The organism is Sphingobacterium sp. JB170, assembly GCF_900163865.1.
Lineage (GTDB): Bacteria > Bacteroidota > Bacteroidia > Sphingobacteriales > Sphingobacteriaceae > Sphingobacterium.
On the sequence record NZ_FUKU01000026.1, the window covers coordinates 384,078 to 398,425 of the forward strand.

Genomic DNA, 14,348 nt, shown 5'->3' on the forward strand with positions numbered 1-14,348 from the left:
CTAATTCTCCCCAATTTCATCAAAGAACACCTTATATTTGAATCTTGAATATGTTAGAACTCGAACAATTGACACCCTATATCCCCTACATTCCTTTAGCGATATTGGGGATTTTATTACTAATCCAACTTTACTATATATTATTCGTGTATGGTAAGCTTGCTGTACAAAAAGTCAAACCCTATCAGGATAACAGCGAGAAACCACCGGTCAGCGTAATCATTTCCGCTTTTAATGAACAAGATAATCTGAGCGAGTTTTTGCCGATCATCTTAGAGCAACAGTACCCCCGATTTGAAGTGATCGTGGTCAACGACTGCTCGAGCGATGACTCACAATGGGTGCTGAAAGAATTCGTCAAAAAATACCCCGATAAACTACGGGTCATTGAAATTAAAGAACACATCAGGCTAAAGAATACCAAAAAGTTCACGCTGACCATGGGCATAAAAGGCGCCCAGTATGAGCACCTACTATTTACCGATGCCGACTGTCAGCCATCGAGCTCGAATTGGATTAGTGAAATGGCTGGTGCCTTTACAGAGGAAAAAGAGATTATCATTGGGTATTCCCCCTATTTCAAGTTCCCGGGTTTCTTAAATAAAGTGATACGTTTTGAAACCTCGCACACAGCCATGAGCTACCTTTCTTACGCGATAAAAAGGAATGCGTACATGGCGGTCGGGCGAAACCTCGCTTATAAAAAATCACTGTTTTTTAAATCAAAGGGATTCACAAAACATATGCATATCAAATCGGGAGACGACGACCTATTCGTTAACCAAAATGCAAACCGAAAAAATGTGAATATTACCATTCATCCCGATGCTCATGTTTATTCTAAGCCTAAGGAAACATGGAAGAGCTACTATAGACAAAAAGCGCGCCATGCTGGCGCTTCGGTACTCTACAAAGGGCGCCACAAACGCATGCTCGCAACGCAACTTATTTCTGCATTACTGTTCTATGTCATGACGCTCGTGTGTCTTATTATGAACCCTTATTTATGGTTCCTCCCGCTAGGAGCCTATATCCTTCGGCTCCTGAGTCAGCTGATTATTTTTAGTAGTATTTACCGGAAACTTGATGTCCGCGATCTTTTATTGTGGCTTCCGGTTTTAGACCTGGTTTACTATTTTTATATTTGCCTGAATGGATTATTTAACCGCCGAAAAAAAGAAATCGCCTGGAAATAATTTTCGCTATTTGCCCTGTCATTTTAATTTTAAAGTCATGAATCCTACCGTAGATATCATTTATAAGTATTTCACCAAGCTAACTGACCAACAAAAGGAGCAGTTTGCAAAGCTTGGCGAACTATATCCGTTTTGGAACGATCAGATCAATGTTATTTCTAGAAAAGACATCGACAGTCTGTACCTTCATCACGTTTTACATTCCTTAGGGATAGCAAAGTTTGTTGGTGATTTTACGCCGGGCACCAGAGTTCTAGATGTGGGGACCGGTGGAGGCTTCCCGGGGATCCCGCTGGCTATCTTCTTTCCGGAGGTGCAATTCCATTTAGTGGACTCGATTGGAAAAAAAATCAAGGTGGTTCGCGAGGTTGCTGCAGCGCTAGGGCTTAATAATATAGAGGCTGATCATATCCGGGCTGAAGAAATCGATCACAAATATGATTTCGTAGTCTCAAGAGCAGTGACGCAGTTGGTAGATTTTGCGCCCTGGGTGCGGAACAAATTCGAAAAGCAAGATAAAAACGGTATACCTAATGGAATTTTGTACCTCAAAGGTGGCGATCTTCAAGTGGAAATCAAAGAGTCCAAGCTCAAGGTGGAGCTCCACCGCCTTTCTGACTACTTCAAAGAAGATTTCTTTGAAACAAAATACGTAGCTTACATTCCAATGTAGTACATCGCACACAAGAAAGATCAACTAAGAAAGCGTATAGGGGAAATTCCTCCTATACGCTACGCTTTTTTATGAGTCACTTCCTGATCTCTGGCTAAGTACTTCATTAATTTTTTCTCCAAGACGGTCTACTTCTTCGTCCAATCCAAACATAGGAAGTTCGGTTTCAGGATTCAACATCAACCAAGATTTTTCGGTGTCCTTCAATAACTTGACATATTCACGTCCTTCCTTAAAGACAACATACACATCTTTTTCTTCGGGAAACACGGCATAAACGATATCATCTAGTTCGATATCAAACGGTTCTTCTGCTCCTTTTAATTCCATATCTAAATTTTCATTCAAAGTTAGGATTTTTAATCAAAATTCTTAATTTAGGGTTTCAATTATAAACAAGTCTAATTTCCGGCGAGATTGGTCAATTTCAATGTAAAACCTGCCTTGATAGACCTTCATCTCCGCTAATTATCACAAGAAATACAATTTTCTTAAAAATTTCGAATTGAAAAACAATACGTAAACCTAGCCTATATATGCAAACGAACAAGAGAGCCTTATGGAAAGTAATTGGAGCATCATCCTTAGGTACGCTCATCGAATGGTATGATTTCTTTATTTTCGGAAGTCTGTCCGTTGTACTCTCCACAAAATTTTTCCCTGCAGATAATCCCACAGCCGCGTTCTTATCTACGCTAGCAACGTTTGCCGCAGGTTTCGTTGTCCGTCCATTCGGCGCGCTCTTTTTTGGACGTTTAGGCGACTTGATCGGACGCAAGTATACGTTCATGGTCACCTTAGTCCTTATGGGGGGAGCCACATTTCTTATCGGGATTACCCCAAGCTATGAAACAATAGGATTTTTGGCGCCGCTCATCGTTTTAGTACTGCGACTCTTGCAAGGACTAGCCCTAGGTGGCGAATACGGTGGCGCCGCGACCTATGTCGCTGAACACAGTCCTGAAGGACAACGTGGATACTGGACCTCTTGGATACAAACGACCGCAACATTCGGACTATTCATCTCCCTTGTAGTCATATTAGTAACCAGATTCTGCCTTAGTGAAGAACAATTCGACGAGTGGGGCTGGCGTGTCCCTTTCATCCTATCGATAATCATGGTTTATGTATCGTACCTTATTCGTAAAAACATGGATGAATCGCCGGAGTTTGCCAAAGCAAAGTCCGAAGGGAAGACGGCGACTAACCCCTTAAGAGAGAGTTTTGGCAATAAATATAACCTAAAATTCGTCTTATTAGCCCTCTTCGGTGCTGCAATGGGACAAGGTGTCGTTTGGTATACCGGACAGTTCTATTCAATGAGCTTCATGAAGACCGTTATGTTTTTAGATAGTAATCAAGCTGATCTGATTCTTGGAATTGCGTTACTGTTTGGAACACCCTTTTTTGTCGTTTGTGGCCGATTAAGCGATAAGATTGGGCGTAAGTGGATCATGCTGGCCGGTATGCTTTTAGCCCTACTTACATACCGGCCGATTTATGAGGCGATGTACCAAATCACCAACCTAGAGCATAAAACTGAAATCGTTGAAGCACGCGTACAAAGCAACGAAACTGTACCAATAGAGCACGGTAAGCAAGAGATAAAACGATTAGAAAGCACCTATACCGACGGCACGAATGTAATTGTAACAACTACACAAAAATTTTTGAATGACAGCGCCCCGGTGATGGAGGATACGGTGCCCCAAATTACCTCAAAAAGTTTGGTCACAATTTCCGGAAGCAACTATGTGATGTTAGTCGCCTTGATTTTCATACAGATACTATACATCACCATGGTTTACGGACCTATAGCTGCTTTTCTAGTCGAAATTTTCCCTGTAAAAATTCGCTATACCTCGATGTCCCTACCCTACCACATAGGTAATGGAATCTTTGGGGGATTACTCCCGGCGGTATCGACATACCTAGCAAGCAACGCGCTCAGCCAAGGTGACCCCACGTACTATTTAGAGGGCCTGTGGTACCCTATCATTATATCAGCGGTATGTTTCATCATCGGCGCGCTATATATCACAAAAAATATGACTGCTAACACGACGAACGACTAATATGGAAAGTATAAAAAAAGTATTTGGACTCCTATGGATCCTTCTTGCAATTCTAACCGCGTATTTCTGCATCTTCCAATTCGGCATACCCAAGTTAAACACAGGACACCAAGAAGACTTGGTATTTGGTATTATTGTTTTGTTCATCCTAACGCCAATTATCAGTGTTGGTTTAGGAATATTTGGCTATTATGCCTGGAAAGGCGAATACGACAAAAGTAAAATGTAATTTTGCTTACTGACAATCAAGCCTGTACATAAAGTAGTGCAAAAAGTTTTCCTTAAACCTATTTTTTTGCTACTTTTGTCCCGGGCAAGTCTCCTACGACCAGCTCCCATTGACTCCCCCAGGTTGGGAACAAAGCAAGGGTATTTGGTTGAGCGGTGCGATAGGAGTAGCTTGCCCATTTTTTTAAATGGTTCTGAAGCGCTTAATGGCGCTTTTTTTGTAGGCATTAGTTTCCAATAAGGGAATCCGTTAACAGTATGTTGATGTATGCCTAAAGAAAGTAAATCCATCTTTAGGATCGTTCAATCACTCGCGATATTACTTTTTACGATATTTTTCGTTTATTTGTAGTCCGAATTAGCAAAACTTATGAGTTGGTTTAAAAGAAATAAAGCAGGCATAAACACTGCAACCGAAAATAAAAAGGAAGCCCCTGACGGTATGTGGAATAAATGCCCTAACTGTAAAAAGCCGTTACTGAATAGTGAACAGATTGAAAACAAATACGTTTGTCAATATTGTGATTACCACATTCGTATCGGTTCCACAGCATACTTCTCAATTTTATTTGACGACAATAATTTCACGGAATTGTTTGGGAACCTTACTTCAGGCGATCCGCTTAATTTTTCCGACACAAAACCTTATCCGGTGCGTTTAGCGGACAGCCAAGCGAAAACAGGTCTCAAAGATGCTATTCGATGTGGTCATGGACAAATGGAAGGTCAGGATATCGTAATTGCTTGTATGGACTTTACGTTCATCGGGGGATCGATGGGTTCCGTGGTGGGCGAAAAGATTGCGCGTTCCATTGATTTTTGTATCGAGCACAAATTACCTTTTATGCTCATTTCCAAATCGGGTGGCGCACGTATGATGGAGGCCGCTTTTTCGCTGATGCAAATGGCAAAAACATCTGCTAAGTTAGCGCTGTTATCCAAAGCAAAACTTCCATACGTCTGTTTACTTACCGATCCAACCACTGGCGGTGTTACCGCATCGTACGCAATGCTCGGAGACATCAATATAGCCGAACCGGGAGCACTTATTGGATTCGCGGGACCTCGTGTTATTAAAGAAACAATCAAAAAAGATTTACCAAAAGGCTTTCAGACTTCCGAATTTGTTTTAGAACACGGCTTCTTGGACTTCATCGTCGATCGGCGTAATCTAAAGTCTAAAGTGGCTACTTTTTTACGCTTACTAAACTAGTAAAACATAAATCAACAAAAAAAGCTCGCAATCATCCTATGGATGATCGTGAGCTTTTTTTTTAACAAACGCGCGACATTATCGGCGCCGCTTTACATAATTCAAAAAGCACCAAAATGGCCGCGTTGAACAGTAATTAAGTCGATGTTGATTTTCATACGCTTCGCGCTCAAAACTGATACTGTAATACGCGCGTTTAAAGTCACGAAAATGAATATATCGAATCATAAACTCAATCAAATACCATACATAAAAAGGTAAGACCAACAGTTCAATTGCCTGACGAATATGTATCCGTTCGTGGTTGATTAACACAACGTTTTGTAGGAATACTTTTTTTTGCAGAAAAATAAACGGGAATATAGTGACCGCAGAGGCTTTGCCTGCAGAAAAAAAATTCGTCCAAAACGAACTAACGATTACAATTCCCTTTTTCATAACCAACCCAAAATAACGACCAAGTACATTTCACCGCTGCCGAACACCCCTAAATTCAAAAAAAACATTCACTCCCCGAAAAATTTTGAATACCAAACATACGTTGTATATTTGTTAAAGTAGATACACAACTATGCCGTACAAAGAACGTGAAATAAACAAATTATATTACACTATGGGTGAGGTAACTGAAATGTTTGAAGTCAACGCCTCACAGATACGTTTTTATGAACGAGAGTTCGATATCCTCCAACCCAAGAAAAATAAAAAAGGTAATCGTTTATTTACGCCAGAAGATATTTCGAATCTAAAGATTATCTTTAACTTGGTAAAAGATAAAGGGTACACCCTTCAAGGCGCACGCGAGTATCTACGTTCCAATAAAAATGAGGTGAAAGAAAATCAACGTGTCATCGATTCGCTTGAGCGGCTTAAATCGTTCCTAGTCGAGGTTCGTGACAGCCTCTAGTTTAGCGTTGCCCTAGTTCGATTACCTCCAGGTTTAAAATTTTTTCCTGATCAATATCAAACCGCACGAGCGTCCTTACCTTATGCCATCCGTATTTTCCGGCAGCACCGGGGTTAATATGTAATAATCCATATTTCGGATCATACTGCACCTTTAAAATATGGGAATGTCCACTGATGAACAACTTGGGTGGGTTTGTCATGATACCCTGCTTTACCGCTGGAGAATAGCGTCCCGGATACCCGCCGATATGTGTCATCCATACATCCACTTTTTCACAAACAAAGCGTTGATTTTCCGGGCATGCTGCTCGAATAGATTGATCATCGATATTCCCCCACACCCCGCGAAAGGGTTTAAATTCGGATAACGCATCGATGATTTTCACGTCACCAAAATCCCCAGCATGCCAAATTTCATCACAGCTTTGAAAATGCCTAAATACAACGTCATCCAAAAATCCGTGTGTATCTGAAAGTAGTCCAATTTTCCGCATAACTAAAAATTTAAAAAATAAGGTTGAAGCAGCTCTTGGTATTCGGCCGAATAAACGCCTTTGGACGCATAGATAACAAGTTCTCTACACGAAAACTTCGAATCTTGTTTACCAATCTCAATCACGGTTCGTATCGGAGACTCCGACCGAAAGGAGTAAATATGGGTCGCCCCGTGATAATATAAGCCCAGCACGGGCAACAACTCATTAGTAATCTTCTCAGCCATCAATGTTGGTAAAATGCAATAAAACTTACCGCTTGCCGATAGATTCCGTTCGACAAATGACATTAAGTCTTCGAAGAAAACTTCATCGGCATGCTTTGCTATCCTTCTGCGTGGATCCGGGCTGTGTAGTGAACGGGTATAAAACGGAGGATTTGATACGATTAAGTCATACGGCATCGCGGGCTTCATTTGCTGAAAAGAAGAAGCGATAACTTCGAGTCGCTCGTTAAAGTCCGACGCCCCAAAATTTAAGCTGGCTTGCTTACATGCAGCCTCATCGATCTCAACACCGTGAACCGATGCACTTGGGAATTTTTGCGCAAGCATCATAGCTATAACGCCCGTCCCGGTCCCTATGTCTAAGATACGCTGCGCATTAAAGGGCTGAACGATTCCGGCAAGTAAAACGCCATCAGTATTAATTTTCATCGCGCAATTACTTTGATCAACTTGAAATCGTTTAAATCGAAAAATAGAATTCATTGCATCAAAGTTAAAATTAAAATACAATTACCACACTGTGCATAAACACCAAAAAAACCAATTATAATCGTTACTTTAGCTTTGAATTACACCATATGAACAAATTATTAACGCTCCTTTATGTTGCTAGTTTCATCTTTTCATCATCGTTAGCAAGCGCTAAGACGCGGATAGGGTTCCAAGATTGTGACAAAATCACGCAGGTCTCCTTAGAGAAACTGATTACTGTGCTCGAGGAAAATGATTTTTCGAGCTTAGAACCAGTGCTTGGAACGATACAAAGTAGTTGCGGGGAAAGTGAGTTTACGCAACGTCTTCGCATCTTACGTGCACTGATCGAGAAAAACTCGACGGAAGCATTAATTACGGATTACCTTAGCAAAGACTACCAAGAAATATTGATAATGCGCTGGGATTATAGCGTCGAGCCAGCATATCAATCCATTTACAAAAAGAACAAATCTGCGTTCAATTATGTCCCGCTAAATCATCCGGTCGATTCGCTTATAAAACTCAAATCAGCAGCCTTATTAAACTCTGCAAGCTACGCGCTGACTGACCAGGAACGAAAAATCGCATTCCTATTTTCCGATAATATAGACGATTTTTACCAAACCTATCAAGATAACCAGCCGACAGTAGCACCCGCAAAGGAAACTAAATTCGTCAAAGTAGCCAAAGATGATAAATATCGAGCGGGTATACTTATATCTGCTGGCGTGGAATTTCCGATAAGTGGCAATGACCCTGTTTTCAAAGCAAGTCCGGCATTTGGCCTGATGTACTCTTCTAAATTATCAGTGCCGTTTATCTACGAGTTAGGGGCTAAAATTCGCGTAAATACAAATGACCGCGCATTTGATTTTTTGCTTTATGACGAAATCGAAACGGTCAATTCGGCTGTAAGTTTCAGCTTGGGCGGGAACATAGGGTATAAAATATTTGACAACGATAAGTTTATTATTTCGCCAAAAATCGGCCTATACTATGAAGCTACGAGCACGGGGTTATCCGAGGTGACTGATAGCTATTATTATGACGACTATTATTACGACGATTACGAACAAGGCTCAAGTAGTGTACGTTACCACAACGTAAATGCTATGCGTACCACCGTCGCCCTTTCGCTCATGCGCCATCTTTATAAAAAACAATATATTGGATTAGAGGGAGCCTATCATTACATCTCATACGAATGGGAAAAGAACTTACTCACTGAGATCCAACCAAATTACGCGAGTCTACAGGTATTTTTCCGCTTTTAGAACAGCCCCCTGCTACTTTTGATTAAGTTGTCTTGATTTCCATCCGCTTTCTCTGCTTCAATTTTTCAACAGTCGCTGGATTTCGTCAAGTTTCATCAACGCCTCAACCGGTGTTAATACGTTAACATCTAAATTATTGAGCATGTCTCGGATTTTCAAAAGAACAGGATCGTCGATCGCAAACATTTGCAATTGATAAGCCTGCTTCTGAATTTTACGCATACTATCTTTAATCTCCTCCCCTCCTGTACGTTCCTGTTCTAGGCGCTTTAGAATCTCATTGGCGCGCGCCAAGAGCTTACTGGGCATACCAGCGAGCTTCGCAACATGAATCCCGAAACTATGCTCCGATCCGCCCGGAACTAATTTACGCAGGAAAATAACTTTATTTTGCAACTCCTTAACCGATACATTATAGTTTTTTATCCGCGGCATTGAATTGGTTAGCTCATTGAGCTCGTGATAATGCGTAGCAAATAACGTCTTTGCACGACAAGTGGGATGGTTGTGTAAATATTCAGCAATTGCCCATGCAATGGAGATACCATCATAAGTACTGGTCCCCCGGCCTATCTCATCGAGTAAGATCAATGAACGCTCGGAAAGATTATTCATAATACTCGCTGTTTCATTCATTTCTACCATAAACGTAGATTCACCCGAAGAAAGATTATCAGACGCACCAACACGCGTAAAAATTTTATCAACCACACCGATACGCGCCTCTTTCGCAGAAACGAAACAACCGATTTGGGCCATTAAAACAATGAGTCCTGTCTGACGTAGCAAAGCGGACTTACCCGCCATGTTAGGACCTGTAATGATGATAATCTGCTGTGTTTCGGGATCCAAATAGGTATCGTTGGTAATATAGTCTTCCCCGATGGGAAGATTTTGTTCAATAACCGGATGACGTCCTCCCTTGATATCCAGCATTTTACTATCGGAAACCTGTGGCTTACTGTAATAGTTCTTCTCTGCGATCCACGCAAAATTCAGTAAAACGTCTAGTTTAGCAATCACTTGGGCATTGCGCTGGATGGGCTTGATGTAAGCAGCAATCTCCAGCAAAAGTTCCCCGTAGAGTCGATTCTCAATTGCCTGGATCTTTTCTTCTGCTCCTAAAATCTGCTCCTCGTATTCTTTTAGCTCTTCGGTAATATAGCGCTCAGCGTTAACCAAAGTTTGCTTACGAATCCATACTTCGGGAACTTTATCACGGTGGGTATTGGTTACTTCAAGGTAATATCCAAAAACATTATTAAAAGCTATTTTTAGCGATTGTATCCCCGTTGCGTCAGATTCTCGTTTTTGAATCTCCAACAAATAATCTTTACCGCCAAAAGCTACTTTACGCAAACGGTCTAACTCTTCGTCAACACCGTCACTAATCACATTGCCTTTGCTCAAGGCGACAGGAGGCTCATCTTGCACCGTCTGTTTAATTTTTTCGCGAATACGCTCACAAATATCGAGCTGTTCAGACATCGATGTCAATACCGGCGAGGCCCCAATATTGGTCAAGGATTTCAATTTCTCGACCGCATATAGGGAACGTTTCAGTTGAATAATCTCACGAGGGTTCGCTTTTTGGAGGCCAATTTTGGAAATCAACCGTTCCAAATCACCAACTTGACGAATCTCCTTGATCAGCTCATCACGCAAATCTCTATTGGCGTCAAAATATTCTACACTGTCAAGCCGCTCCTGGATCGATCCAACATCTTTTAATGGCATAACCATCCACCGTTTTAACAATCGCGCGCCCATCGGCGTTGCTGTTTGATCCAAAACATCCGAAAGTACAATCGCATTTTCGTTAGTTGACCCAATAAGTTCTAAATTTCGAATCGTAAAACGGTCGAGCCACATAAACCGATCTTCCTCAATTCTCGAGATATTGGATATATGTAGCAGGTTTCGGTGCTCCGTTTCGTTTAAATAATGTAAAGCAACACCAGCAGCAAGAATGCCGGTCGGCATACGTTCAATGCCGAATCCTTTGAGTGAATTCACTTGAAAATGCTTCAATAAGCCTTCTGCCGCATAATCACCCGTATAAGGCCATTCATCCAAAGTGTACGTATAATACTGCTTACCATAGTGCTCTTGGAACTCTGTATACTGCTTTTTGGGTAATATTACTTCACTAGGCTTAAAACTCTGAAGCAACTTATCGATATAGTTCACATCGCCCTGCGCGACTAAAAACTCACCCGTAGAAAGGTCTAAGAATGCAATACCTACGTCCTTTTTATCGGTAAATATCGACGCAAGGTAATTATTCGATTTTTGCTTTATAATATTATCGTTATAGGATACCCCTGGCGTTACCAGTTCGGTCACTCCCCGCTTAACGATTGTCTTTGTTTGCTTTGGGTCCTCTAATTGGTCACATATCGCTACGCGTTGTCCAGCACGCACCAATTTAGGGAGATAGGTTTCCAGCGAATGATGAGGAAAACCCGCTAACGCTGTTTCAGACTCCGAACCATTTCCGCGTTTGGTTTGAACAATACCTAATATACCCGCCGCTTTTATCGCGTCCTCTCCAAATGTCTCATAAAAATCTCCTACTCTGAACAACAATAACGTACCCGGGTATTTCGCCTTGATCGTATTATATTGTTGCATTAAAGGCGTTTGTTTTTTCGCTTTGGCCAATTGAACTCCGTTTTTAGTAAGGCGTAAAAATAAGTTAAATGCCTCGATTTGACAAACATTCCCAACGATGTTTTCATGCTAAAAAATCGAAATCACCTACCCGAATTTTAAACCAGAAATCTGACGAAGTGCCGATACTTTTTGGATCAATAATGAAGTTTTTAAAAAAAATGACCTAGTTTTGCAGCACAAATGAACAGGCATGGCTATCAAACGAAGCGGCACGAGAAAACGAAAACCGAGAAAGAAAACAAGCAAGCAACCAACCCCGATGCAGTCGGTAGGACTCTGGCTTGCACGCATGGTAATTGCATGTTTTATCTTCAGTATCATTTGGGTTGCCCTACTCATTTTCATGAATCCCCCAATCACCTATTTACAAATCAAACGTGCCTTTGAACGTAAGTCAGCGGGTAAAGAATGGAAGATCGATAAACAATGGGTAGACTACGAAAATATTTCGGATAATTTAAAACGCGCGGCCATCGCCGGGGAAGACGCACACTTTCTCACCCATCACGGCTTTGATACAGACGCTATAAAAAAAGCCTTTGAGAGAAATAAAGCTGGTAAAAAGCTACGGGGAGGTAGTACGATTAGTCAACAAGTTGCAAAAAACGTGTTTCTCTGGCCAAAGCGGTCTTGGTTCCGAAAAGGCCTGGAAAGTTACTTCACAGTGCTTATTGAAATATTTTGGAGCAAAAAACGTATTTTAGAAGTGTATCTCAATGTTATTGAGATGGGACAGGGTGTTTATGGTGCGCAGGCAGCATCGAAGTACTATTTTTATAAATCAGCCAGCAGCCTCAGTCGAAAACAAGCCGCGCTCATAATTGCTATCCTCCCTAGTCCCAACAAATGGGATGCGCGGAGCCCGTCTGCGTATGTCAATCGTCGAGCTAACAATATTGTTCGTTATCTCAAATACTACAAAATTCCCGATTGATTTATTTCTTATTCATCTTCTTCACGCCATTCTGAGGTAAGCTCATCGATCTCGCGCCTGTCTTTTTTTGTCGGACGTCCCGTACCCCGATCGCGCTTGAGTATGGGAGCATGGAATTTGGATTTATAAGTGTATGTTTCCTCTTCAGGCGTCTGATCTTCATAAAACTGTACTGCGGTTTTGGCATCAACTCGGCGATCCAACAAACCCAACACCCTAATCACTTTACGCTCAATCCCTTTTTGAACGCTATATACCTCCCCTATTTTCACCAAATACGAAGGTTTGATATTTTGCCCGTTAAGTTTGACTTTCCCAGCCCGACAGGCATCGGTCGCCAAACTACGCGTTTTAAATAGACGGATGGACCATAAATATTTATCGATACGAAGTTTTTCAATTTCGGTTGCCATATACAAAAATACGTCAAATAGCGAAATTTAACGAATATAGTCGGCGATTAGACAAAAAATGCTAATATTTGTAAGTAAATAGGTACCCTACAATTTTGCGCTCAGGGTCCTTCATTTATCAAGATTTTACACCGCGGAGCGCGTCAATAAAAAATGGAAATACAAAAATTACAAAAACTAGTCGAAGAAGCTTGGGAGGACAGGCAATTACTAACTTACAAAGAATATTTCGAAGCCATCAATATGGTTATCGACCGCTTAGATGAAGGTGATCTTCGCGTTGCTGAACTCATCGGAACACGCTGGCATGTGAATGATTGGATTAAGAAAGCCGTGATTTTGTATTTCCCTATCCGTGATATGCAAGAAATCGACAACGGTCCATTTATCTATCACGATAAAATGAAGTTAAAAACGAACTTCAAGAAGCTCGGTGTTAGAGTCGTACCGGGAGCGAGTGCGCGATATGGCGCTTTTCTTGCAAAAGGTGTGATCATGATGCCTTCATATGTGAATATTGGCGCTTACGTTGATGAAGGAACAATGGTTGACACTTGGGCTACCGTCGGATCTTGCGCCCAAATCGGGAAAAATGTACATTTAAGTGGTGGCGTGGGCATAGGCGGCGTACTAGAACCTGTTCAGGCGGCGCCAGTAATAATTGAAGATAATGTGTTTGTCGGTTCACGTGCGATCGTGGTCGAAGGCATTCGTGTAGAGACAGAAGCCGTACTGGGGGCAAATGTCGTATTAACAGCATCTACTAAAATTATTGACGTATCTGGAGAAGAGCCCGTCGAATATGTAGGATACGTGCCCGCACGCTCGGTTGTTATCCCGGGATCATACACTAAAAAGTTCCCTGCTGGAGATTATCAAGTACCTTGCGCGCTAATCATCGGCAAGCGAAAGGAATCAACCGACAAGAAAACGTCGTTAAACGATGCCTTACGTGAACATAATGTAGCGGTTTAATGAGCCATTTATTGGTAGATAGAGCAGACTTAAATCAAGCCCTCCAAACGTTAAAAGATGGCGGGCTGATTCTTTACCCCACCGATACCATTTGGGGGATTGGCTGCGATGCGACCAACGAAGAGGCGGTAGAAAAAGTCTTTGCATTAAAAGGCAGAGATAAATCAAAGAGTATGATCGTCTTGTTACATAACGACAATCAATTAGCAAGCTATGTTCAGGAAATGCCCGAAGTGGCTTATGAATTGATTGAGTATTCAACCAAGCCGTTGACGATCGTCTATTCGAACGCAAAGAACCTACCTAACAATGTCACCGCAGAAGATGGGAGCATTGGCATTCGTGTTGTTACACACCCATTTTGTGAGCAACTACTTCAACGATTTCGAAAGCCTATTGTGTCGACCTCAGCCAATATCAGTGGAGTAGCCTCCCCTACGACTTTTAATGAAATTTCACAAGAGATACTTGACGGAGTAGATTACGTAGTTCAGTACGAACAAGACATCGTGAGGAACAGCAAATCGTCGACCGTCATGAAACTTGACCCAAGTGGTAAATTCGAGTTTATACGTAAATAGTAAGAT

Annotated in this window: 15 protein-coding genes and 1 other RNA gene; 11 read left to right on the plus strand and 5 right to left on the minus strand. The window is 41.6% G+C overall.

Features of this window, described 5'->3' with window-relative positions:
* The first annotated feature begins 50 nt into the window (after positions 1-50).
* Positions 51-1,196, plus strand: coding sequence for a glycosyltransferase (locus FM107_RS07190; protein ID WP_086947823.1), 1,146 nt, complete (start codon positions 51-53; stop codon positions 1,194-1,196).
* Positions 1,197-1,233: 37 nt separating this feature from the next.
* Complete coding sequence (rsmG, locus tag FM107_RS07195) at positions 1,234-1,869, plus strand: 16S rRNA (guanine(527)-N(7))-methyltransferase RsmG (protein WP_086947973.1); 636 nt, start codon at positions 1,234-1,236, stop codon at positions 1,867-1,869.
* A 69-nt stretch (positions 1,870-1,938) separates the two neighbouring features.
* Here rsmG and FM107_RS07200 read toward each other — a convergent pair whose 3' ends face one another.
* Positions 1,939-2,217: a hypothetical protein gene (locus FM107_RS07200; protein WP_306298638.1), complete on the minus strand. Its 279-nt coding sequence runs from the start codon at positions 2,215-2,217 to the stop codon at positions 1,939-1,941.
* A gap of 188 nt (positions 2,218-2,405) precedes the next feature.
* Here FM107_RS07200 and FM107_RS07205 point away from each other — a divergent pair, with 188 nt between their 5' ends.
* The 5 genes from FM107_RS07205 to FM107_RS07230 all read left to right on the plus strand — a co-directional run bounded on the left by FM107_RS07205 (position 2,406) and on the right by FM107_RS07230 (position 6,292).
* On the plus strand, positions 2,406-3,944 hold the full coding sequence (locus tag FM107_RS07205; protein ID WP_086947825.1) for an MFS transporter: 1,539 nt from the start codon (positions 2,406-2,408) through the stop codon (positions 3,942-3,944).
* Between the two features lies 1 nt (position 3,945).
* Positions 3,946-4,173 (plus strand): DUF6814 family protein, encoded by a 228-nt coding sequence (locus FM107_RS07210; RefSeq protein ID WP_086947826.1) that lies wholly within the window; start codon positions 3,946-3,948, stop codon positions 4,171-4,173.
* 82 nt (positions 4,174-4,255) lie between these two features.
* An RNA gene (ffs, locus tag FM107_RS07215) (signal recognition particle sRNA small type) lies at positions 4,256-4,353 on the plus strand.
* A gap of 189 nt (positions 4,354-4,542) precedes the next feature.
* A complete protein-coding gene (gene accD / locus FM107_RS07220) occupies positions 4,543-5,385 on the plus strand; it encodes an acetyl-CoA carboxylase, carboxyltransferase subunit beta (protein ID WP_086947827.1) in 843 nt (280 codons plus the stop codon).
* 571 nt (positions 5,386-5,956) lie between these two features.
* The gene (locus FM107_RS07230; RefSeq protein ID WP_086947828.1) at positions 5,957-6,292 is read left to right on the plus strand and encodes a MerR family transcriptional regulator; all 336 of its coding nucleotides are present in this window, start codon (positions 5,957-5,959) and stop codon (positions 6,290-6,292) included.
* Between the two features lies 1 nt (position 6,293).
* On the opposite strand, the gene FM107_RS07235 is transcribed toward FM107_RS07230, so the two are convergent.
* A complete protein-coding gene (locus FM107_RS07235; RefSeq protein WP_086947829.1) occupies positions 6,294-6,788 on the minus strand; it encodes a metallophosphoesterase in 495 nt (164 codons plus the stop codon).
* 2 nt (positions 6,789-6,790) lie between these two features.
* Entirely contained in the window at positions 6,791-7,444 is a 654-nt protein-coding gene (locus FM107_RS07240; protein WP_179204421.1) for a tRNA1(Val) (adenine(37)-N6)-methyltransferase, read from the minus strand.
* Between the two features lie 149 nt (positions 7,445-7,593).
* On the opposite strand from FM107_RS07240, the gene FM107_RS07245 reads away from it, so the two are divergent.
* A complete protein-coding gene (locus tag FM107_RS07245) occupies positions 7,594-8,763 on the plus strand; it encodes a hypothetical protein (RefSeq protein ID WP_086947831.1) in 1,170 nt (389 codons plus the stop codon).
* 57 nt (positions 8,764-8,820) lie between these two features.
* Here the strand turns inward: FM107_RS07245 and mutS are convergent, their stop codons facing one another.
* Positions 8,821-11,397 carry a DNA mismatch repair protein MutS gene (gene mutS / locus FM107_RS07250; RefSeq protein ID WP_179204422.1) on the minus strand — a complete coding sequence of 859 codons (2,577 nt, stop codon included), beginning with the start codon at positions 11,395-11,397 and terminating at the stop codon, positions 8,821-8,823.
* A 301-nt stretch (positions 11,398-11,698) separates the two neighbouring features.
* Between mutS and mtgA the strand changes: the two genes are divergently transcribed.
* The gene (mtgA, locus tag FM107_RS07255; RefSeq protein ID WP_086947975.1) at positions 11,699-12,373 is read left to right on the plus strand and encodes a monofunctional biosynthetic peptidoglycan transglycosylase; all 675 of its coding nucleotides are present in this window, start codon (positions 11,699-11,701) and stop codon (positions 12,371-12,373) included.
* Positions 12,374-12,381: 8 nt separating this feature from the next.
* Here mtgA and FM107_RS07260 read toward each other — a convergent pair whose 3' ends face one another.
* Entirely contained in the window at positions 12,382-12,786 is a 405-nt protein-coding gene (locus FM107_RS07260) for an RNA-binding S4 domain-containing protein (protein ID WP_086947833.1), read from the minus strand.
* Between the two features lie 153 nt (positions 12,787-12,939).
* Here FM107_RS07260 and FM107_RS07265 point away from each other — a divergent pair, with 153 nt between their 5' ends.
* Entirely contained in the window at positions 12,940-13,761 is an 822-nt protein-coding gene (locus FM107_RS07265) for a 2,3,4,5-tetrahydropyridine-2,6-dicarboxylate N-succinyltransferase (RefSeq protein WP_086947834.1), read from the plus strand.
* A complete protein-coding gene (locus FM107_RS07270; protein ID WP_086947835.1) occupies positions 13,761-14,342 on the plus strand; it encodes an L-threonylcarbamoyladenylate synthase in 582 nt (193 codons plus the stop codon). Before FM107_RS07265 ends, FM107_RS07270 begins: the two co-directional genes overlap by 1 nt.
* The last annotated feature ends 6 nt before the right edge of the window (positions 14,343-14,348 follow it).

What these genes read in the sequence shown, in the direction of transcription:
- FM107_RS07190 (WP_086947823.1), top strand. Translation starts at nt 51, where the DNA reads ATGTTAGAACTCGAACAATTGACACCCTATATCCCCTACATTCCTTTA.
- rsmG (WP_086947973.1), top strand. Translation starts at nt 1,234, where the DNA reads ATGAATCCTACCGTAGATATCATTTATAAGTATTTCACCAAGCTAACT.
- FM107_RS07205 (WP_086947825.1), top strand. Translation starts at nt 2,406, where the DNA reads ATGCAAACGAACAAGAGAGCCTTATGGAAAGTAATTGGAGCATCATCC.
- FM107_RS07210 (WP_086947826.1), top strand. Translation starts at nt 3,946, where the DNA reads ATGGAAAGTATAAAAAAAGTATTTGGACTCCTATGGATCCTTCTTGCA.
- accD (WP_086947827.1), top strand. Translation starts at nt 4,543, where the DNA reads ATGAGTTGGTTTAAAAGAAATAAAGCAGGCATAAACACTGCAACCGAA.
- FM107_RS07230 (WP_086947828.1), top strand. Translation starts at nt 5,957, where the DNA reads ATGCCGTACAAAGAACGTGAAATAAACAAATTATATTACACTATGGGT.
- FM107_RS07235 (WP_086947829.1), bottom strand. Translation starts at nt 6,788, where the DNA reads ATGCGGAAAATTGGACTACTTTCAGATACACACGGATTTTTGGATGAC.
- FM107_RS07240 (WP_179204421.1), bottom strand. Translation starts at nt 7,444, where the DNA reads ATGAAAATTAATACTGATGGCGTTTTACTTGCCGGAATCGTTCAGCCC.
- FM107_RS07245 (WP_086947831.1), top strand. Translation starts at nt 7,594, where the DNA reads ATGAACAAATTATTAACGCTCCTTTATGTTGCTAGTTTCATCTTTTCA.
- mutS (WP_179204422.1), bottom strand. Translation starts at nt 11,397, where the DNA reads ATGCAACAATATAATACGATCAAGGCGAAATACCCGGGTACGTTATTG.
- mtgA (WP_086947975.1), top strand. Translation starts at nt 11,699, where the DNA reads ATGCAGTCGGTAGGACTCTGGCTTGCACGCATGGTAATTGCATGTTTT.
- FM107_RS07260 (WP_086947833.1), bottom strand. Translation starts at nt 12,786, where the DNA reads ATGGCAACCGAAATTGAAAAACTTCGTATCGATAAATATTTATGGTCC.
- FM107_RS07265 (WP_086947834.1), top strand. Translation starts at nt 12,940, where the DNA reads ATGGAAATACAAAAATTACAAAAACTAGTCGAAGAAGCTTGGGAGGAC.
- FM107_RS07270 (WP_086947835.1), top strand. Translation starts at nt 13,761, where the DNA reads ATGAGCCATTTATTGGTAGATAGAGCAGACTTAAATCAAGCCCTCCAA.